A 19013-nucleotide genomic window follows, 5' to 3' on the forward strand; every position below is an offset into this window, starting at 1 on the left:
CATGGGCAGAGGCGGCTTTGAAATGGCTTTGATCGTACAGAAATTTGGAGGCACCTCGGTCGGCACTGTCGAGAGAATCGAGCAGGTCGCCGACAAGGTTAAGAAATTCCGCGATGCCGGCGATGACCTGGTGGTTGTGCTGTCTGCAATGAGCGGCGAAACCAACCGTCTGATCGATCTGGCCAAGCAAATCAGTGGCGATGGCCAACCGGTTCCGCGCGAGCTGGATGTGATCGTGTCCACTGGTGAGCAGGTGACGATTGCATTGCTGGCCATGGCGCTGATCAAGCGCGGCGTGCCGGCGGTGTCGTACACCGGCAACCAGGTGCGGATTCTGACGGATAGCGCGCACAATAAAGCACGTATCCTGCAGATTGATGACCAGAAGATTCGCGGCGACCTGAAGGCGGGTCGCGTGGTGGTTGTCGCCGGTTTCCAGGGCGTCGACGAGCACGGCAACATCACCACCCTCGGTCGTGGCGGCTCCGACACCACTGGCGTCGCGCTGGCGGCGGCCCTGAAGGCTGACGAGTGCCAGATCTACACCGACGTCGACGGCGTCTACACCACCGACCCGCGTGTGGTGTCCGTGGCCCAGCGCCTGGACAAGATCACCTTCGAAGAGATGCTGGAAATGGCCAGCCTCGGTTCCAAGGTGTTGCAGATCCGTGCGGTCGAATTCGCCGGCAAGTACAACGTTCCGCTGCGCGTATTGCACAGCTTCAAGGAGGGTCCGGGTACCCTCATTACTATTGATGAAGAGGAAACCATGGAACAGCCGATCATTTCCGGCATCGCTTTCAACCGCGATGAAGCCAAGCTGACCATCCGTGGCGTGCCAGACACCCCGGGCGTTGCATTCAAGATTCTGGGCCCGATCAGTGCCGCGAACATCGAAGTCGACATGATCGTGCAGAACGTCGCGCACGATAACACCACCGACTTCACCTTCACCGTACACCGCAACGACTACCAGTCCGCGCAGACCGTACTGGAAAACACCGCTCGCGAGATCGGTGCCCGTGAAGTGGTGGGCGATGCCAAGATCGCCAAGGTATCGATCGTCGGCGTCGGCATGCGCTCACACGCAGGTGTCGCCAGCCGCATGTTCGAGTCCCTGGCCAAGGAAAGCATCAACATCCAGATGATCTCGACTTCGGAAATCAAGGTCTCCGTAGTGATCGAAGAGAAGTACCTGGAGCTGGCTGTGCGCGCACTGCACACGGCTTTCGAACTGGACGCACCGGCCCGTCAGGGCGAGTGATGCGTTTGCCAAAGGGCGCGGTCTGACCGCGCCCTTTGTTTTTTTGCAAGGCGCGAACCCTAGGCTGTTCTTTTGCTCGCGCTGGTCAATACTCAGGCATGTAGGCCAAGACCGATTCTGGTTGTAGGTCGAGTGCCTTTTTTTTGCAGACTGTTGTCCCTGAAATGTAAGGCGTGAGGAGAAAGGTATGTTGATTCTGACTCGTCGGTGCGCAGAAAGCCTGATTATTGGTGATGGCGAAATCACCGTGACCGTGCTCGGCGTCAAAGGAAATCAAGTGCGCATCGGTGTGAATGCCCCCAAAGAGGTGGCGGTTCATCGCGAGGAAATCTACCTGCGTATCAAGAAAGAGAAGGACGAAGAACCAAGCCATTAATTTTTATCGTTTTTTATGTTTGCAAACGGGGAAGAAGCTGGTTAATATACGCCCCGTGTTGCGGAGAGCTGGCCGAGTGGCCGAAGGCGCTCCCCTGCTAAGGGAGTACACCTCAAAAGGGTGTCGGGGGTTCGAATCCCCCGTTCTCCGCCATTATTTTCGTAGTACGTTGTAATCTGGCTTCTTCGGTAAGTTGTTGAAATTACTAGAAAAAGTGCTTTACAAAAAGATTTAACGGCCTATAATGCGCGGCAACAAATGCACTCGTAGCTCAGCTGGATAGAGTACTCGGCTACGAACCGAGCGGTCACAGGTTCGAATCCTGTCGAGTGCACCATTTAAGAGTTATTTATAGTAATGTAAGTAACTTGGCTTCAGCCAGTTGTGGTCTGGTCTAAAAACACAAATTGCACTCGTAGCTCAGCTGGATAGAGTACTCGGCTACGAACCGAGCGGTCACAGGTTCGAATCCTGTCGAGTGCACCATACAACAGAAAGCCCGCATTTAATGCGGGCTTTCTGCCGTCTGGGATTTGGCTTTTCCTTTCGTGCATCCCCTCTCAACGAATGTTGGCGACGACCCTCGCATTCGACGAGCGCTTCTCGGCGCGCTTGTGTGCTGCTCACCATCACGCATTTGCCCGGCCTTCATGCCTCTACGCCCACGGGCAGCGACTACAATTTTCAGCAGGGTGTGTTTTCTTTTCGAATTGCGTCGTCGCAGATTCAAGGATCAGAACAACGCTCAGGTTTGTTGTGCAAGCGCTTGTTTCAGCCTAGATTTTTTAACATTTTTAAGCGTCAGGCGGTGTATCATTGCGCCCGTCAGCCCCGCCGGGGCTTGTGGAATACCTCCATGGACTTACCCAGTAGTTACTTAATACCCCGTTTTTCCAATCATGAATTGACTGATTGATCCTTCCGGCGTGCCCCGCTGCTGGGAGTGGAGTTCGCCTATGTCTGAAGTTGAAGTAAAGAAAACGCAGGAAAGCTTGCAGGATCGCCTGGCTCAGGTGGTTGAGTTGTTGCAGCGCCAGCGTGTTGTAGAAGATCTGACCCACCGCCAGGAAGGCGCCAATTCCGACCGGGTCGAGAACCTGGTCCACCGGCAGAACCTCGTCGAGTTGCAACGCAAGCTCGATGACCTGCACTCCGCCGACGTTGCCTACATCCTTGAAGCCTTGCCGCTGGACGATCGTCTGACGCTCTGGCAACTGGTCAAGGCTGATCGCGACGGCGACATTCTCCTCGAAGTATCCGACTCCGTTCGTGAATCGCTGATCGCCGACATGGACGATCACGAGCTCCTGGCTGCGGCCAAGGACATGGACGCCGACGAACTTGCTGACCTGGCCTCCGAGCTGCCGCGAGACGTCGTCCATGAACTGATGGAGTCCCTCGACCAGCAGCAACGCGAACGCGTACGCTCGGCACTGTCCTATGACGAGGAGCAGGTCGGTGCGCTGATGGACTTCGAGATGGTGACGATCCGCGAGGATGTCAGCCTCGAAGTGGTCTTGCGTTACCTGCGTCGTCTCAAGGAGCTGCCCGGTCATACCGACAAGCTGTTCGTGGTCGATTACGACGGCGTCCTCAAGGGCGTGTTGCCGATCAAGCGTTTGTTGGTCAACGATCCGGACAAACAGGTTGCCGAAGTCATGGCCAGCGATCCGGTGAGTTTTCATCCGGATGAGGACGCCTACGATGCGGCCCAGGCGTTCGAGCGTTATGACTTGATCTCGGCCCCGGTGGTCGACAAGAACGGCAAGCTGATCGGCCGACTGACCATCGATGAAATGGTCGACCTGATTCGTGAAGAGAGCGAAAGCGAAGTCCTCAACATGGCGGGTCTGCGTGAAGAGGAAGACATTTTTGCCTCCGTGTGGAAATCCCTGCGCAACCGTTGGGCCTGGCTGGCAATCAACCTGATCACTGCCTTCGTGGCATCACGGGTGATTGGTTTGTTTGAAGGTTCGATCGAGAAGCTGGTGGCGCTCGCGGCATTGATGCCGATCGTGGCCGGTATCGGTGGCAACTCGGGTAACCAGACCATCACCATGATTGTCCGCGCCATGGCTCTCGATCAGGTGAGCACCGGCAATACGTCGCGCCTGATGCGCAAGGAGCTGGCAGTCGCCTTGATCAACGGCCTGGTCTGGGGTGGTGTGATCGGTGTGGTCGCCTACATGCTGTATGGCAGTTGGTCGCTTGGTGTAGTGATGACGGCAGCGATGACGCTGAACTTGCTGCTGGCGGCGCTGATGGGTGTCTTGATTCCGATGACCCTGGCGAAGATGGGGCGCGACCCAGCGATGGGTGCCAGCGTGATGATCACTGCCATGACCGACAGCGGTGGCTTCTTCATCTTCCTGGGGCTGGCGACCATCTTCCTGCTCTGACCTGCTGTTCACTAAAAAACCCGCCAGATGGCGGGTTTTTTTGTGCCCGGATTTCAGGCAAAAAAAAGCCAGCGATCAGGCTGGCTTGAGCGTTCGGATTTGGATCAGGAAGCGTCGGCGGCCATTTCGGCGTCGTGAGCGATCAACGAAACGAGGGCGTTCTGTTGACGGTGGGAGAGCTGTCGGAAGCGCTGCAACAACTCGCGCTCGTGCAGTGACAGCTCAGGGCTGTCCAGGCGCATGCTCAACTCTTCTCCCAGTGCACCTTCCTGAATCAGGCTCTGCTCGAGGCGCGCAATGATTTCGGAGTTCATGCTGCGGTGATGATTGCGAGCCACCTCGGCAATGCGTTCACGCATTCCGTCTGGCAGACGTACGACGAACTTGTCAGCCGTACGGCTGGAATAAATTGCCTGTTTCAATGGGCGCATATATTTAACCGGTTTAGTTCAGGGGAGCGGTTTTCGGGATTGGCCGCAGGATGTCTGGTAGGACAAGCACTATGGCCAAATGTTCAACCTGAATTGAGTGAGGCGAGCATCATGCCTCAATGCAGCCAGATCATTGGCGTCAATTCTGTGACAAATATTGAACTGAATAAAGGCGTTCTGCCAGCACCAATTATCAGAAATGCGGACTGGTTTGAAAAGTTCGACCAGTGCGTATCGCTGAGGGTGTTCCCAGTCCGACAAGTGGTATTTCTACGACGATCCGTGCCGATTCCATCGCTGTTCCCTATGGATACAGAATAGTGGCAAATGGCCGATTTACTAGAGAAAGTCGTATAGAACTGGTGAATTCAGGATGGATGGCGACCCCAGCGGCGCAGTGGGATCAACGCAATACCGGATCAAACTTGAATTTGCGTCCGACAATCAATGCAAGCACGAAGCACGCCGCGAAAATGCCACAGGCAATCAGGGGGAGGGTGGTGACCAGTTCCTGGGCCATCAACAGGTGAGTGATGCCGCTCACTAACGCAAGAAGGAAAAAAACAGCGGCTGATTTGGACATGCTGCGCTCCAGAGGGAATTCAAAATACCAGGCGTTCAGAAGAAGCGGCCGGCAACGGCAGGTTTTCCTGGCTCACTTCCTGACTCATAAAACTGTGTTGATCGCTCAAAACAGCCAACTGCGGTGCCTTCTGCAATTGGAGGTAGTGTGGCATGCGTTGCGCCACCGGCATGGGGCCGCGCTCGGGGGCAAAATGAAAGCCCAGCAAAACTGCCAGAGCGAGTGCATTCGAGAGCATCAGAGCGCGATTCATGACACTGGCCTCAACGGTTGTTTATGGACAACTGAAGCAGCTCGCATGCCAGAGTTTATCGGCAATTAAATCGTTTAAAAACAATGAATTAAGATAATTTCCAGAAAGGCTGATGATGCAATTTGCAATGATGGCATTTTTGCGGCAGTGCAATTTGCACGGTAACCCTGGGCAAACTCGTGTGGGGCGGCTGCCTACACTTAAAAAGCCCTACGGACGACATGACAAAAGCAGGCCCGGCCGTTAACATGCACGCCGTCCATCGCGCCGCGAAAAGCGGGCGACTTGTGTCTCAGTAGCTCAATTGGATAGAGCATCCCCCTCCTAAGGGGAAGGTTGGCAGTTCGAACCTGCCCTGGGACACCATCATTCTTCAGCGCTTAACTAAAAGCCCCGCCCGGAAATGACTCCCGGCGGGGCTTTTTTGTGCTCGCCGTCGCGTATTTCGAATACATCGTCACATTTCAACCCCGGGCCCGTTGGGAGTTCTCAAGGGAATGCCATGGCTGGCCGATAACAGGGACAGCCTTGAGCTTCTTTGTTTCATTGCAATGACGCTATTTGATAGCTCATTGCCACCAGCTATCATCGGCACGCCTCGATCGGGGCCGCGAAGCTGTGTCTGTCTGTGTATCTGTCGTTGGGTTTTTCTTCTTAAATTGCCTGGAAATCTTCGATGCTGTCGTATCACCAAAAGCGTTTTCTGATCGTCGATGATTTCTCGGACTTTCGCAGTTCGGTCAGGTCGATGTTGCGCGAGCTGGGCGTCAAGGAAGTGGACACCGCCGATACCGGCGAACAGGCACTGAAAATGTGTTCGCAGAAGGCCTACGACTTCATCCTCCAGGATTTTCACCTGGGTGATGGCAAGAAGAACGGCCAGCAGGTGCTCGAAGACCTGATGGAAGAGAAGCTGATCAGCCACGAAGCGGTGTTCGTGATGGTCACGGCCGAAACCAGCCAGGCCATGGTGCTCAGTGCACTGGAGCATGAGCCGGACGCGTATCTGACCAAGCCGTTCAATCGTTCCAGCCTGGCGCAGCGCCTGGAGCGTCTGGAGCAGCGCAAGACCCTGCTCAAACCGATCTTGCAGGCACTCGACCGCGGCAAGCCGATGGAAGTGCTCAATGCCTGCATTGCCCTGTGCAAGCAGGACATCCGTTATTCGCCGTTGTGCCTGCGTTATCGCGCCGATGCGTTGCGCGATCTGAACCAGAACGAAGCGCTGGAACGTCTGTACGACAGCATCATTGCCGATCGGCCATTGCCGTGGGCATTTGCCGGCTTGGGCAAGTTGCTGTTCAAGCGCGGTCAGGTGTCCCAGGCCAAAGGCATCTACGAAAAAGCCCTGAAAGTATTTCCAATGATGCCGGCGTTGTACGACGGCATGGCTGACGTGCTGGTCTCCGAAGGTGACACCAAGGGCGCCCAGCGGGTGCTGGAAGAGGCCATCCGCCTGTCGCCGCTGGCGGTGCGCCGGCAAGCGGCGCTGGGCAAGCTGGCGATGGCCAACGAAGATTTTGACACCGCTTCCAAAGCCTATCGGCAGGCGGTGGCGCAGGGAGCGCAGTCGCGGTTCAAGGATGCCGAAAGTAACCTTGGCCTGGCTCACGCGCTGATCAGCAAGGGCAGCGAACGCGGCCTGGACACGCGCACGCGTCTGGAGATCAACACCACGCTCAGCGCTGTTGCCAAGGAAAACCCCTCCGATCCTGGTCTGCAGATTCGTGCGCGTCTGATGAAGGCCACCAGCCTGCTGCTCAATGATGCCGAGACCGCCGACAAGCTCACCGAACAAGCCTTGTTGCGTCTCGATGGCATGGAGCAGTTCATGAGCGCCGAAGCTGCGCTGTTGGTGGCCAAACAGCTAAAGATGCTCGGCCAGACCGAGGCCGGCACCGCCATGCTGAAGAACTGCGTGGAAATCTACGGCGACGATCCGGTGGTGATGAAGGACATTGCCAAGCAGACCGACGACCCGGCGATTCTCAATTCCGGCAACGCCGCTGCCGAACTCAACCGCCAGGGTGTGCGCGTGTACAAGACCGGCAATCTGGTGGAAGCGCGGGGGGTATTCCGCAAGGCGCTGGCGATGCAACCGAAAAACATCAGCATTGCGCTGAACATGGCGCAGTCGCTGCTGCACGGCACCGACACCAGCGTACCCTCCGCTGAGCTGGAAGAGTGCCGGACCTGCCTGAAAATGGTGGGTTTGATGCCCGACACGGACGCGCGGTATCCGCGTTATCAGAAGCTGAAAAGCAAGGCGTTTGGCGAATGAACGACGACCAACAGGCACTGGATTTCTCCACGGTGATTGCCTCCACCGTGCACGACATGAAGAACTCGCTGGCGATGCTGATGCAAGCCCACAGCCAATGGCTGACACGATTGCCGGACGACGCTCGGGAGACGCCGGAGCAGGGCGTGATCGACTTCGAGTTCGCTCACCTCAACGGCATGCTGGTGCAGTTGCTGGGATTGTACAAACTCGGTGTCAACCAGATGCCGCTACAACCGGCCTACCATGAACTGGACGACTTCATCGAAGCACAACTGGCGTGCCATCAAGAGGTGTTCGCCAGTCGCGGCATCATGGCCACCTATGAAGTGGATCCCTTGATCCCTCTGGGTTTCTTCGACCGTGAGCTGATCGCCTCGGTGCTGGCCAACTGCATCAACAACGCCATCCGTTTTGCCCGGCATGCGGTGTTGATCAGTGTCAGCGATGAAGCCGGGCAATTGGTGATCACGGTTAACGACGATGGCGAAGGGTACCCGGCGTCGATGATCGAGCGTCAGGCCGATTATGTGCAAGGTATCAATCAAAGCAGTGGCAGCACCGGCCTCGGTTTGTACTTTGCCGGGCGGATTGCCGCCCTGCACCAACGCAACGGTGTCGGTGGGCACACGCAAATCAGCAACGGTGGCTCGTTGGGCGGTGGTGTCTTCAGCCTTTATCTGCCCTGAAACGACGCATATTTATCTGCGCTGCTTGAAATTCCGAACACGCGGAGCCTATTTTGTACGGTCGCCGTTCGCGGCTCGCACAATAACAAGGATAGCGTCATGACGACCGTTGGCCTGAGTTCACTCGCACAGCGATTGACGGGCATTGATGAAGTTGAATGTGTCACGCCGGATTTGAACGGCGTTCCTCGGGGCAAAGTGATGACCGCCGAGGGATTCCTCGATGGTCGTCGGTTGCAGCTGGCGCGGGGGGTGTTGCTGCAATGCATCATGGGCGGCTACCCGCCGGCACGTTTCTACGGCAGCGACGACGGCGACCTGGCGCTGATCCCGGACCCTGCGCAAATCCACCGGTTGCCCTGGAGTAATCCAGCACGCGCCTTCGCCATTTGCGACGCCGATGAACTGGGCACGACCACCAGTTCCAACCTTTCGACTCGGGGCCAGTTGAAAGCTGTGATTGCCCGTTTTGCCGAGCGTGGTTTGGCGCCGGTAGTGGCGACCGAGCTGGAGTTTTTTGTTTTCGCGCCCAACACCGATCCGACTCAGGCGTTCCAGCCGCCGGTAGGGCAGGACGGGCGCCGCGAAGATGGCCAATCGGCGTTTAGCGTCAGTTCCAATAACGGTCTGCGACCTTTTTTCAATGAGGTCTATACATGCATGGCAGCCCTGGGCTTGCCGCGCGATACCTTCATGCACGAAATGGGCGTCAGCCAGTTCGAGATAAACCTGCTGCACGGCGATCCGCTGTTGCTGGCCGATCAGACCTTCCTGTTCAAGCACCTGCTCAAGGAAGTCGCGCTCAAACATGGTTTGAGCGTGGTGTGCATGGCCAAGCCGCTGGCGCATACGCCGGGCAGTTCGATGCATATACATCAGAGCGTCGTTGAAATCGACTCGGGGCGTAACGTGTTCAGCGATGCGGCGGGGCAGGAGACGGCCACCTTCCGGCACTTTATTGCCGGTCAGCAAGCGTGCATGGCGGACTTCACTGCGCTGTTCGCGCCGAACGTGAACTCCTACCAGCGCCTGTGTCACCCGTACGCCTCGCCAAACAATGCCTGCTGGTCCCATGACAACCGCGCGGCCGGTCTGCGTATTCCGGCCAGTTTGCCGGCAGCGCGTCGTGTTGAAAACCGCCTGCCGGGTGCCGATGCCAACCCGTACCTGGCGATTGCCGCGAGCCTGGCGGCGGGTTTGCATGGTATTGAGAATGCGCTGGAACCGAGCGCACCGATCCAGGGTGAGTTCGAAGTGCCGGACAATCTTTCGTTGCCCTGTACCTTGCATGCCGCTCTCGAGCGTCTGAAACGTAGTCAGTTGGCCAAGGAACTGTTTGGTGCCGAATTCATCGAAGGCTACATTGCTTCGAAGACACTCGAACTGACCAGCTTCTATGATGAAATTACTCCCTGGGAACGGCGTGTTTTGGCAGCCCAGGCCTGACGTCCCGTCGACATCCGGCTATCGTTCAGCGGTAGCCTGATCTTTCACTGCAAGGAGCCGCTCGGAACGCCGATGCGCCAAATCTGGAAATCCTTTCGAGCGCTGTATTTCGCCTCGCTGATGATGTTGATCGGCTCGGGCCTGTTGAGCACTTACCTGGGCTTGCGCCTGGCGGCCGATCATGTCGACAGCCTGTGGGTCGGTGCCTTGATGGCCGCCAACTATTTCGGCCTGGTGCTGGGCGGCAAAATCGGCCACCGGCTGATTGCGCGGGTCGGGCATATTCGCGCCTATTCGGCCTGTGCCGGGATCGTCGGTGCAGCGGTGCTGGGACATGGCTTGATCAATTGGTTGCCCGCTTGGCTTGTCCTGCGGACGATCGTCGGCCTGGGCATGATGTGCCAGTACATGGTCATCGAAAGCTGGCTGAACGAGCAGGCCGATGCCAAGCAACGCGGCATGGTCTTTAGCGGCTACATGATCGCCTCCTACCTGGGCCTGGTGATGGGCCAGCTGATTCTGGTCATGCATCCGAGCCTGGGCCTGGAGCTGCTGATGCTGGTGGCGCTGTGTTTTGCCCTGTGCCTGGTGCCGGTGGCCCTGACCCGGCGCATTCACCCGGCGCCCTTGCGCCCGGCGCCGATGGAACCGCGGTTCTTCATCAAGCGCGTGCCGCAGTCGTTAAGTACGGTGCTGGGGGCGGGGCTGATCGTCGGTTCGTTCTACGGTCTGGCGCCCTTGTATGCCTCTCAGCAAGGCTTGTCGACCGAAGAGGTCGGTCTGTTCATGGGTTGCTGCATTTTTGCCGGCTTGCTGGTGCAGTGGCCGCTGGGCTGGTTATCCGATCGTTATGACCGGGCTCTGTTGATTCGCAGTTTTGCCTTCTGCCTGGCACTGGCGGCATTGCCGCTGGCGATTCTGCCGCAGGTACCGCTGGAAGTGCTGTTCATCGCCGGCTTCCTCTGTTCGCTGGTGCAGTTCTGCCTGTATCCGTTGGCAGTGGCATTTTCCAATGACCATGTCGAGGCGGATCGCCGGGTTTCCCTGACGGCGATGTTGCTGGTGACCTATGGCGTCGGGGCGAGTATCGGGCCACTGGTGGCCGGGGTGCTGATGAAGCTGTTCGGCAGCCAGATGCTCTACGCGTTTTTCAGTTTTTTTGCCTTGGTGCTGGTGTGGCGAATTCGCCCGAAAGCGGTCACCAACCTGCATCAGGTCGAGGATGCGCCGCTGCACCACGTCGCGATGCCAGACAGCATGTCCAGTTCGCCATTGGTGGCGGCACTCGATCCGCGGGTCGATGAACACGTGGTGCAGGAGCAGATGTGCAGTCCGCCGATGCCGGATGTCCCTGAAGGCCCGGAAACTGATGTCGAAAGTGAGTCGTCGGCCGAGAGTGATCAGCCGCCAGAGGATCCCGACGCCGAGCGCGAAAAAAGCTTTACCGAAGCCAGGCCTTAAATCTGGCGCATAAAAAAACGGGCAGTCACCGCAAGGGACTGCCCGTTTTTTATGTGCCGTATCAGAAGTCGTCTTTGTCGAACCGACGCGCTTCACGCTGTAGCTGGTAGACAAAACGCTCGACCTGACGCTGCACCAGTCCGCTCATGTTGTGGAAACGAACGCCGGCGAAAGTGGTGGAGATCTTTTCTTCGAAGTGCAGGTAGCGCAGTTCGACCGGAGCCGTCATCTTGCCGAATGGCAGGTCGGCGCTGAAGCGGTCATACACCTGGCCGAGTTGCAGGCTGCCGGTGATGTCGCCGTCAAAGCGCAATTTGCAGCCGGTCGCGGAAATGTCCAGCAACTTACCGCTGATCGGTGCCTTGAGCTTTTCGCCGTCCAGATTGACATTGACCAGCTGCGCCAGCTTCAACGCTGCGCGGAAGGCATTGCGACGCTGGTGGTAAACCACTTCGTCGGGCAGGGTGCCACGGTAGCAGCGGCTGCCGTTGGACTCGTCGATGGTCAGCGGGCCGTTGCTTTCCCAGGCGATGCGCACGCCTTCGTGAAAGCCTTCGACCTTGAACGGTTCGCCCGCCAACAGATAGCGCTCGCCATCGCGGGGAATCATTTCGTCCAGGGCGATCATGTTCTTTTCACGATCAAGGTCTACCAGATAGCTCTGGAAACGCTGGCTGCGTTCATGGAACGTGATGATCAACGGGTCATGGCTGTCTTGCAGCTGGCGCAGGTTGCCGGAGATCTCCAGAGGTGTGCTGAGCACCTTTGGTGGCTGCGGAGCATCTTCCGCTTGTAAGGCATTGGACACGGTTAATCAATCTCCAGACAAAAGTTGACTACGAGTAGCCAGCATTTTGCCAGCATGTTTCGCATCTTGATAGGGCAGGCTCATCGACAGCGCCTAAGCCTGACTGAGCGGGCGCGGCTTAGCAAGCTTGGAGAAGGTTCCGCTGGCGTCGTAAAGCGCAGGCGTTTCACCACCGGTGAGGATTTTCAGCTGGGTCGCCGTGGCGGCTTGCTGCGTCAGGATCGACTGGCCGTTGTTGGCGTTGATGGCCTGGCATTGGGCCAGGAGGTCGGTCAGGGTGTCGCTGTCAGCCAGCAACTGCGGGCCAATGCTCGATTGACCGGCCAATTGCTCAAGGCCTGCGCGGTTGGCCGGCAGGTTGAGGCTGACGAGAATTTCACTGCGCTTGCGGCCATGCTGTTCGAGCAGGACGATCAATGCCTGTTTCTGCGCCAGAATGTCCTCCAGCAGTGGCATGTCGCGACCATGCAGGGCGAGGGATTCGGTCTTCAACAATTCCAGCAGTTGCTGCGCTGGAGCAAAGTCGTCGGTGATCAGTTGCAGCAAATTAGTGTCGTGCATGACGGGCCTTGGTTTTTAAGCGTCCAAAAGCCTCGCGCCGGCCGTGGCCTAGCGCTGGGCTTCGAAGTTGAGCAGTTTGCTGGCTACGCGGTTGCTGTCGACTTTATAGCTGCCATCGGCAATCGCTGCTTTCAACTGGGCCACGCGGGCGCTGTCGACGGCAGGTTGATCGCGCAGCTTGTCAGTGACCTTCTGCAACTGCTGAGCCTCATTGCTGAGATGTACCGATTCCCCGCTTTTGACGGTACCGGCCTGTTCGGCCGCGGTTTCCAGCGGCGCGGATTTGCCGGCGTCGGCGCTGTCCTTGCTGGCACTGGTACGTGTACTGCCCGTAAGGGACGAGGAGCTGTTCAAACGGCTGAAATCGATGACCATGATAAAACCTCTGGGAATTTGGACGCTTGCCCTGTTTTCGGCCATTCCCTGAAAAACTTTAGGCCCATTTATCAATGAGCTTGCGCGCGCCGACGCTTGCCCCGCATGGGCACAGTCTAGGGAACAGCCAGGCTCTGCGCCAGTGTTCTACATGGACACTTCCACTTGGCCCGGTGCGGTGACCTGGGCCTTGATGACGCGTTGTGAATTGAGGTTCTTGACCCGTATTTGTTCGCTCAGGCTGCCATTGGACAGGGCTTCGCCCGGCATCCTGACACTGAGCGTACCACTGCGCGCGGTAATCACCACCTGATCACCCTTGCGGATGACTTCCGCCTGTTCGATATGCACCAGGGAAATCACCTGGTCGGTGACCATTGGTCGGGTAAGTCGCTGGCCAATCGCCTGGTCAAGTGAGGTCAGGTAGCCCTGGGTGAGCAGGCTGATGTCGCGTTCACGCAAGGTGACATCCCCCGGATCGACAATGGCCGCCCGACGCAGTGGCCGGACGGTGGTCACGACGTCGCGAAACAGGCGGACTTGAGCGGGTACGAAGACGGTCCAGGGCGACGAACCCTCGCAGCGAACCTTCACGCTGACCCGTCCGATCGGCTTCGGACTTTCCAGTGTGGCTGTCAATTCCTTGTCGCACATGGGCATGTGCATGCGTGGATCGAGCTGGTTGACCTGGATTTCATAACGACCTTCCGTTTGACTGGTGGCCAGATAGTCCTCTACGGTGAATTCAAGAAAGCCCTGAGTGACGCCGATAAGCATGTCAGGCAAGGTAACCGCGTCAGCAAGGGCAGGGCTGCCAGTGTTGAACAGGCAAACAGCCGCCATCACGCCGAGGAGTTTGCGGCAGGGTGCGGTCAGGCGTCGGAAAAATGTCGGTTCTGTGTTCATAACAGATAAAAAAGCAAGCGCCGTGCCGTTTAGCGTTAAAGGCGCGTCGCAACAACACTTGGCGTTGGTGTAGGAGTCTGGGCATGGCTGGTGTAATGGATTCGGTGAACCAGCGCACGCAACTGGTGGGGCAAAATCGCCTTGAGCTGTTGTTGTTCCGTCTCGACGGCCAGCAGCTGTATGGGATCAACGTGTTCAAGGTGCGGGAGGTGCTGCAATGCCCCCAACTGACGCTGATGCCCAAATCCAGTCCTGTGGTGTGCGGTGTGGCGAATATTCGGGGGGCGACCATTCCGATCCTTGATCTGGCAATGGCGACCGGTTCCGGGGCGTTGAAAGATCAAAGCAACCCGTTCGTAATCATTACGGAGTACAACACCAAGACCCAGGGCTTCCTGGTCCGCTCGGTGGAGCGCATCGTCAACATGAACTGGGAAGAGATCCACCCGCCACCCAAGGGCACCGGGCGCGATCACTACCTGACGGCGGTGACGCGGGTCGATAACCAGTTGGTCGAAATCATCGACGTCGAAAAAGTGCTGGCTGAGGTGGCGCCGACATCGGATGCGATCTCCGTGGGTGTGGTGGACGTGGAAACCCAGCACAAGGCGTTGTCGCTGCGCGTACTGACCGTCGACGACTCATCGGTGGCGCGCAAGCAGGTCACGCGTTGCCTGCAAACGGTCGGCGTCGAAGTGGTGGCGTTGAACGATGGCCGGCAAGCGCTGGATTACCTGCGCAAACTGGTCGATGAGGGCAAGAAGCCGGAAGAAGAGTTCCTGATGATGATTTCCGACATCGAGATGCCGGAAATGGACGGATACACTCTGACGGCCGAGATCCGCAATGACCCGCGCATGCAAAAACTGCATATCATCCTGCACACTTCGTTGTCGGGGGTTTTCAATCAGGCGATGGTCAAGAAAGTCGGTGCCGATGACTTCCTGGCCAAATTCCGTCCTGATGACCTGGCATCCCGGGTAGTCGACCGGATCAAAGCAGCAGACATCAGCTAGGGGCGCGTTGCCCCTGGCGGTTCACACGATTTAAGAGGCAGCATCATTGTCTACGGGTAATTTGGATTTCGAACAGTTCCGGGTCTTCCTGGAAAAAGCCTGTGGCATTTTGCTCGGTGAAAACAAGCAGTACCTGGTCTCCAGCCGTCTCAACAAGCTGATGGAACAGCAAGGGATCAAGTCGTTGGGCGAGTTGGTCCAGCGCATGCAGACCCAGCCACGCAGCGGGCTGCGCGAACAGGTGGTCGATGCCATGACGACCAACGAAACCCTGTGGTTTCGTGACACCTACCCGTTTGAAGTGCTGAAGAACAAGGTGCTGCCTGAGGCGATCAAGGCCAGTCCTGGCCAGCGTTTGCGCATCTGGTCGGCGGCCTGTTCGTCGGGTCAGGAACCGTATTCGCTGTCGATGTCCATCGACGAATTCGAGCGGGTCAATATGGGCCAATTGAAGATGGGCGCGCAGATTGTCGCCACCGACCTGTCGAGCACCATGCTGACCAACTGCAAGTCCGGCGAGTACGACAGCCTGGCCATCGGTCGTGGCCTGTCGCCCGAGCGCCTGCAGCGTTACTTCGATCCGAAGGGGCCGGGACGCTGGGCGATCAAGGCGCCGATCAAGAATCGCGTGGAGTTTCGCTCGTTCAACCTGCTGGACAGCTATGCCAGCCTCGGCAAGTTCGACATCGTGTTCTGCCGCAACGTTTTGATCTACTTTTCCGCCGAGGTGAAGAAAGACATCCTGTTGCGCATCCACAGCACCCTGAAGCCGGGAGGTTATTTGTTCCTCGGTGCTTCCGAAGCGCTGAACGGATTGCCGGACCATTACCAGATGGTTCAATGCAGCCCGGGGATCATTTACCAGGCGAAGTGATGTTGCCGCTGTCATCGAAAACGGGAGTCCTCAGGGGTTCCCGTTTTTTTTTGTGCCTGGGTATTTTCTTGCCGGCACTGCTCCCTCCAACCGTTACGGTGATGATCTCAAGCGTGGTGGCAAGCGGCAGAAAAGCGGCAGGCGGCGGAAAACCGTTGCCGCTTTTCTGGCATTGCCGCCTTGCCATGGCCGGCAAAGCCCCGGTTTACGGGCTTATTTGAATTGGCATGGGGCTTGCTATGGTCCTGCTACGAAAAATCAGGTCACCCGAAGGTTTCCCGACATGAGCATCAGCTTCGATAAAGCGCTCGGTATTCACGAAAAAGCCCTGGGCTTCCGCGCCCAGCGTGCCGAAGTCCTGGCCAACAACATCGCCAACGCCGATACCCCGAACTACAAGGCTCGGGATCTGGACTTTTCCAAAGTGCTCGAAGCGCAGAGCCAGAAAAACAACAACGGCACCATCGCCCTGAACATGACCAACAGCCGGCACATCGAGGCTGAAGGCATGAGCAGTGGTGACGAGTCGCTGCTGTATCGCACGCCGATGCAACCGTCGATCGACCAGAACACCGTGGACGCTCAGCTGGAACAGTCGAACTACGCGGAAAACGCGGTCGGCTTCCAGGCCAGCTTCACCCTGCTCAACAGCAAATTCAAAGGGCTGGTATCGGCCCTGCGTGGAGAGTAAGTCATGTCCCTGTCCAGTGTTTTCAACATTGCCGGTAGCGGCATGAGTGCCCAGACCACTCGCCTGAACACCGTGGCTTCGAACATCGCCAACGCCGAGACCGTTTCGTCGAGCATCGACCAGACCTACCGCGCGCGCCACCCGGTGTTCGCCACCATGTTCCAGGGCGGGCAGAGCGGCGGCAGCGATTCGCTGTTCCAGAACCAGGATGCAGCCGGTCAAGGCGTGCAGGTACTGGGCGTGGTCGAAGACCAGAGCAACCTGGAAGCGCGCTACGAGCCAAACCATCCAGCGGCCGATGCCAAGGGTTATGTCTACTACCCGAACGTCAACGTGGTGGAAGAAATGGCCGACATGATTTCCGCGAGCCGTTCGTTCCAGACCAACGCCGAAATGATGAATACCGCCAAAACCATGATGCAGAAAGTCCTGACCCTCGGTCAGTGATAAGGGGCGACTCAGATGAGTGTTACCGATTCCACAGGCGGTTTGAGCCTCAACGACATCCTGGCCAACTCCTCGGTCAAGACCACCACGACCACTGACGGTCTGGCTTCGGCTGCCGGCAAGTCCACCGGCAACCAGGCCCTGGGCAAGGATGCGTTCCTGCAGTTGCTGGTCACCCAGCTGAAAAACCAGAACCCGCTGGAGCCTCAGGACAACGGCGCCTTCGTCGCACAGCTGGCACAGTTCAGTAGCCTGGAAGGCATTACCACGCTTAACGACACCGTTAGCGGCCTGGCCAGCAACTACAACTCGTCCCAGGCCTTGCAAGCGTCGTCGTTGGTGGGCCGCTCGGTCATCGCGCCGGGCAGCAAGGCTGTGGTCGATACCAGCAAGAGTCTCAGCGGTAGTGTGGTGGTTCCTTCTTCGGTGGCCGGTGTCACCTTGAAAATCACCGATGCGGACGGCAAGGCCGTGCGCACCATCGACCTGGGTTCGCAGTCGGCGGGCAACGCCAGCTTCATCTGGGACGGCAAGAACGATGCGGGTGAAGTGGCGCCTGCGGGCACTTACACCTTCGGCGCGACCAGCACCATCGACAGTCAGTCGGTGGCACTGATCACCAACCTGCCGGCCACCGTCAACAGCGTGACCATCAGCCAGACCGGCGGTGAGTTGATGCTCAATCTCGCCGGGCTGGGCAGTGTTGCCCTGTCCAAAGTACAAACCATTGGTATGTAGAGCCGACTAACACGGCATAAAGGAGTGGATGATGTCTTTCAATATCGGCCTTAGCGGTCTCTATGCAGCCAACAAACAACTGGACGTAACTGGCAACAACATCGCCAACGTCGGCACCACTGGTTTCAAATCGTCTCGTGCAGAATTCGAAGACGTGTACTCGGCGACTCGCCTGGGCACTGGCAGCAAGACCGTCGGTAACGGCGTGCGTCTGGCCAACGTTTCCCAACAGTTCACCCAGGGTGACATCAGCAACACCGGCAACGTGCTGGACATGGGCATCAACGGTTCGGGCTTCTTCGTCCTGAACAACAACGGCTCGCTGTCTTACACCCGTGCCGGTACGTTCAAGGTCGACAAGGATGGCTACGTCACCAACACCGACGGCACCTCGCGCCTGCAAGGCTACGGCGTGGATGCCAGCGGCAAGATCGTCAACGGTGTATTGACCGACCTGCGCATCGACACCTCGAACCTGGCACCGAAGTCGACCACCAATGTCTCGTCGACCATCAACCTGAACTCGACCGCTGATGTGATTGACCAGACCGTGGCGGCCAACAAGTTCGATCCGACCAAATCGGCGACCTTCACCAAGCAGTTCAGTACCCCGATCTACGATACTCAGGGCAACCAGCACACCATGGACCAGTACATGGTCAAGACCGGTCCCAACACCTGGGATACCTACACCTTGATCGATGGTCGCAACCCTGACGGTACTCCAGTCAGTGGTACGGGTGCAGTGGATCCGGTCCCGTCGACCATGACGTTCGATTCTTCCGGCAAGCTGCTGCAGGTGAGCACACCTGTGCCGCCGACCGTACCGCCTACCGTGCCGACGCCTGCACCGGTCATCAGCAGTGACCTGAAGATCACCAACTGGACACCTGGCTCGGTCAGCAATGGTGTGTGGACGCCTAACGGTGCCTCCGCCGATCCGTCCGGTGTGACCATTGCCATGGCCAACACCACTCAGTTCAACGCTGATACTGCGCGTTCGATTCCTTCGCAGAACGGCTACGCCACTGGCCAGATCACCAACCTGACCATTGATGGTACCGGTGTCCTGCTGGCCAACTTCAGCAACAACCAGACCAAGCCGATCGGTCAGATCTCGCTGGCCAGCTTCACCAACGAACAAGGCTTGCAGCCAGTCGGTGGCACCAGCTGGAAAGAAACCTACGCGTCGGGCATCCCGGGCTACGATGCGCCGCAAACCGGCACCCTGGGTTCGATCGCTTCCAACTCCCTGGAAGAGTCCAACGTCAATCTGACCAACGAACTGGTCGACCTGATCAAGGCGCAGAGCAACTATCAGGCGAACGCCAAGACCATTTCTACCCAGAGCACCATCATGCAGACCATCATTCAGATGACTTGATGCTGGACCGCGCTGCATAAAAAGCCCCTC

20 protein-coding genes and 4 tRNA genes are annotated in these 19013 nt (G+C 57.8%); 17 read left to right on the forward strand and 7 right to left on the reverse strand.

The genetic code is table 11. The features are described 5' to 3' along the window. Window positions 1-22 precede the first annotated feature (22 nt). The 6 genes from EIY72_RS25825 to mgtE all read left to right on the forward strand — a co-directional run bounded on the left by EIY72_RS25825 (window position 23) and on the right by mgtE (window position 4039). Entirely contained in the window at window positions 23-1264 is a 1242-nt protein-coding gene (locus EIY72_RS25825) for an aspartate kinase (RefSeq protein WP_093215284.1), read from the forward strand. A 187-nt stretch (window positions 1265-1451) separates the two neighbouring features. Further along, complete coding sequence (gene csrA, locus EIY72_RS25830) at window positions 1452-1640, forward strand: carbon storage regulator CsrA (protein WP_002554426.1); 189 nt, start codon at window positions 1452-1454, stop codon at window positions 1638-1640. Between the two features lie 62 nt (window positions 1641-1702). After that, window positions 1703-1793: transfer RNA gene (locus EIY72_RS25835), tRNA-Ser, on the forward strand. A 107-nt stretch (window positions 1794-1900) separates the two neighbouring features. Then, a tRNA-Arg gene (locus EIY72_RS25840) sits at window positions 1901-1977 on the forward strand. A gap of 72 nt (window positions 1978-2049) precedes the next feature. Further along, window positions 2050-2126 (forward strand) — tRNA-Arg (locus EIY72_RS25845). Between the two features lie 470 nt (window positions 2127-2596). Continuing rightward, a complete protein-coding gene (mgtE, locus tag EIY72_RS25855; protein WP_093215291.1) occupies window positions 2597-4039 on the forward strand; it encodes a magnesium transporter in 1443 nt (480 codons plus the stop codon). A 104-nt stretch (window positions 4040-4143) separates the two neighbouring features. Here mgtE and EIY72_RS25860 read toward each other — a convergent pair whose 3' ends face one another. From EIY72_RS25860 to EIY72_RS25875, 3 genes are all read right to left on the reverse strand, one after another. Next, entirely contained in the window at window positions 4144-4470 is a 327-nt protein-coding gene (locus EIY72_RS25860; protein ID WP_003178899.1) for an Arc family DNA-binding protein, read from the reverse strand. A gap of 403 nt (window positions 4471-4873) precedes the next feature. After that, window positions 4874-5053: a PA3371 family protein gene (locus EIY72_RS25870; RefSeq protein ID WP_093215302.1), complete on the reverse strand. Its 180-nt coding sequence runs from the start codon at window positions 5051-5053 to the stop codon at window positions 4874-4876. A 19-nt stretch (window positions 5054-5072) separates the two neighbouring features. Beyond that, on the reverse strand, window positions 5073-5306 hold the full coding sequence (locus tag EIY72_RS25875) for a hypothetical protein (RefSeq protein ID WP_093215305.1): 234 nt from the start codon (window positions 5304-5306) through the stop codon (window positions 5073-5075). A gap of 289 nt (window positions 5307-5595) precedes the next feature. On the opposite strand from EIY72_RS25875, the gene EIY72_RS25880 reads away from it, so the two are divergent. The 5 genes from EIY72_RS25880 to EIY72_RS25900 all read left to right on the forward strand — a co-directional run bounded on the left by EIY72_RS25880 (window position 5596) and on the right by EIY72_RS25900 (window position 11183). Next, window positions 5596-5672 (forward strand) — tRNA-Arg (locus tag EIY72_RS25880). A gap of 310 nt (window positions 5673-5982) precedes the next feature. Beyond that, window positions 5983-7587 carry a tetratricopeptide repeat-containing response regulator gene (locus EIY72_RS25885; protein WP_093215310.1) on the forward strand — a complete coding sequence of 535 codons (1605 nt, stop codon included), beginning with the start codon at window positions 5983-5985 and terminating at the stop codon, window positions 7585-7587. Beyond that, window positions 7584-8276, forward strand: a complete 693-nt coding sequence (locus EIY72_RS25890) for a sensor histidine kinase (RefSeq protein ID WP_093215313.1) — start codon at window positions 7584-7586, stop codon at window positions 8274-8276. The genes EIY72_RS25885 and EIY72_RS25890 overlap by 4 nt, the downstream gene beginning before the upstream one ends. A gap of 201 nt (window positions 8277-8477) precedes the next feature. Continuing rightward, window positions 8478-9722 (forward strand): glutamine synthetase family protein, encoded by a 1245-nt coding sequence (locus EIY72_RS25895; protein WP_165939619.1) that lies wholly within the window; start codon window positions 8478-8480, stop codon window positions 9720-9722. A 72-nt stretch (window positions 9723-9794) separates the two neighbouring features. Further along, a complete protein-coding gene (locus tag EIY72_RS25900; RefSeq protein ID WP_093215320.1) occupies window positions 9795-11183 on the forward strand; it encodes an MFS transporter in 1389 nt (462 codons plus the stop codon). A 61-nt stretch (window positions 11184-11244) separates the two neighbouring features. Here the strand turns inward: EIY72_RS25900 and EIY72_RS25905 are convergent, their stop codons facing one another. The 4 genes from EIY72_RS25905 to flgA form a co-directional block, all read right to left on the reverse strand. Continuing rightward, entirely contained in the window at window positions 11245-11991 is a 747-nt protein-coding gene (locus tag EIY72_RS25905; RefSeq protein WP_093215323.1) for a flagellar brake protein, read from the reverse strand. A gap of 93 nt (window positions 11992-12084) precedes the next feature. Next, the gene (locus EIY72_RS25910; RefSeq protein ID WP_093215326.1) at window positions 12085-12552 is read right to left on the reverse strand and encodes a flagella synthesis protein FlgN; all 468 of its coding nucleotides are present in this window, start codon (window positions 12550-12552) and stop codon (window positions 12085-12087) included. Window positions 12553-12600: 48 nt separating this feature from the next. Next, entirely contained in the window at window positions 12601-12927 is a 327-nt protein-coding gene (gene flgM, locus EIY72_RS25915) for a flagellar biosynthesis anti-sigma factor FlgM (protein ID WP_093215328.1), read from the reverse strand. Between the two features lie 147 nt (window positions 12928-13074). Further along, window positions 13075-13833, reverse strand: coding sequence for a flagellar basal body P-ring formation chaperone FlgA (flgA, locus tag EIY72_RS25920; protein ID WP_093215333.1), 759 nt, complete (start codon window positions 13831-13833; stop codon window positions 13075-13077). A gap of 83 nt (window positions 13834-13916) precedes the next feature. Here flgA and EIY72_RS25925 point away from each other — a divergent pair, with 83 nt between their 5' ends. The 6 genes from EIY72_RS25925 (at window position 13917) to flgE (ending at window position 18983) form a co-directional block, all read left to right on the forward strand. Then, on the forward strand, window positions 13917-14849 hold the full coding sequence (locus EIY72_RS25925; protein WP_093215336.1) for a chemotaxis protein CheV: 933 nt from the start codon (window positions 13917-13919) through the stop codon (window positions 14847-14849). Between the two features lie 46 nt (window positions 14850-14895). Further along, window positions 14896-15723: a protein-glutamate O-methyltransferase CheR gene (gene cheR / locus EIY72_RS25930; protein WP_093215339.1), complete on the forward strand. Its 828-nt coding sequence runs from the start codon at window positions 14896-14898 to the stop codon at window positions 15721-15723. A gap of 283 nt (window positions 15724-16006) precedes the next feature. Then, window positions 16007-16414, forward strand: coding sequence for a flagellar basal body rod protein FlgB (gene flgB, locus EIY72_RS25935; RefSeq protein ID WP_093215342.1), 408 nt, complete (start codon window positions 16007-16009; stop codon window positions 16412-16414). 3 nt (window positions 16415-16417) lie between these two features. Further along, the gene (gene flgC, locus EIY72_RS25940) at window positions 16418-16861 is read left to right on the forward strand and encodes a flagellar basal body rod protein FlgC (protein WP_007937507.1); all 444 of its coding nucleotides are present in this window, start codon (window positions 16418-16420) and stop codon (window positions 16859-16861) included. Window positions 16862-16876: 15 nt separating this feature from the next. Further along, window positions 16877-17599 carry a flagellar hook assembly protein FlgD gene (gene flgD / locus EIY72_RS25945; RefSeq protein ID WP_093215345.1) on the forward strand — a complete coding sequence of 241 codons (723 nt, stop codon included), beginning with the start codon at window positions 16877-16879 and terminating at the stop codon, window positions 17597-17599. Window positions 17600-17630: 31 nt separating this feature from the next. Next, window positions 17631-18983: a flagellar hook protein FlgE gene (flgE, locus tag EIY72_RS25950; protein WP_093215348.1), complete on the forward strand. Its 1353-nt coding sequence runs from the start codon at window positions 17631-17633 to the stop codon at window positions 18981-18983. Window positions 18984-19013 lie beyond the last annotated feature (30 nt).

This window comes from Pseudomonas vancouverensis (genome assembly GCF_004348895.1).
In the GTDB taxonomy this organism is placed as follows: Bacteria; Pseudomonadota; Gammaproteobacteria; order Pseudomonadales; family Pseudomonadaceae; genus Aquipseudomonas; species Aquipseudomonas vancouverensis.

Coding starts and splice junctions, on each gene's coding strand:
- EIY72_RS25825 (WP_093215284.1), top strand. CDS start 23: ATGGCTTTGATCGTACAGAAATTTGGAGGCACCTCGGTCGGCACTGTC.
- csrA (WP_002554426.1), top strand. CDS start 1,452: ATGTTGATTCTGACTCGTCGGTGCGCAGAAAGCCTGATTATTGGTGAT.
- mgtE (WP_093215291.1), top strand. CDS start 2,597: ATGTCTGAAGTTGAAGTAAAGAAAACGCAGGAAAGCTTGCAGGATCGC.
- EIY72_RS25860 (WP_003178899.1), bottom strand. CDS start 4,470: ATGCGCCCATTGAAACAGGCAATTTATTCCAGCCGTACGGCTGACAAG.
- EIY72_RS25870 (WP_093215302.1), bottom strand. CDS start 5,053: ATGTCCAAATCAGCCGCTGTTTTTTTCCTTCTTGCGTTAGTGAGCGGC.
- EIY72_RS25875 (WP_093215305.1), bottom strand. CDS start 5,306: ATGAATCGCGCTCTGATGCTCTCGAATGCACTCGCTCTGGCAGTTTTG.
- EIY72_RS25885 (WP_093215310.1), top strand. CDS start 5,983: ATGCTGTCGTATCACCAAAAGCGTTTTCTGATCGTCGATGATTTCTCG.
- EIY72_RS25890 (WP_093215313.1), top strand. CDS start 7,584: ATGAACGACGACCAACAGGCACTGGATTTCTCCACGGTGATTGCCTCC.
- EIY72_RS25895 (WP_165939619.1), top strand. CDS start 8,478: ATGACCGCCGAGGGATTCCTCGATGGTCGTCGGTTGCAGCTGGCGCGG.
- EIY72_RS25900 (WP_093215320.1), top strand. CDS start 9,795: ATGCGCCAAATCTGGAAATCCTTTCGAGCGCTGTATTTCGCCTCGCTG.
- EIY72_RS25910 (WP_093215326.1), bottom strand. CDS start 12,552: ATGCACGACACTAATTTGCTGCAACTGATCACCGACGACTTTGCTCCA.
- flgM (WP_093215328.1), bottom strand. CDS start 12,927: ATGGTCATCGATTTCAGCCGTTTGAACAGCTCCTCGTCCCTTACGGGC.
- flgA (WP_093215333.1), bottom strand. CDS start 13,833: ATGAACACAGAACCGACATTTTTCCGACGCCTGACCGCACCCTGCCGC.
- EIY72_RS25925 (WP_093215336.1), top strand. CDS start 13,917: ATGGCTGGTGTAATGGATTCGGTGAACCAGCGCACGCAACTGGTGGGG.
- flgB (WP_093215342.1), top strand. CDS start 16,007: ATGAGCATCAGCTTCGATAAAGCGCTCGGTATTCACGAAAAAGCCCTG.
- flgC (WP_007937507.1), top strand. CDS start 16,418: ATGTCCCTGTCCAGTGTTTTCAACATTGCCGGTAGCGGCATGAGTGCC.
- flgD (WP_093215345.1), top strand. CDS start 16,877: ATGAGTGTTACCGATTCCACAGGCGGTTTGAGCCTCAACGACATCCTG.
- flgE (WP_093215348.1), top strand. CDS start 17,631: ATGTCTTTCAATATCGGCCTTAGCGGTCTCTATGCAGCCAACAAACAA.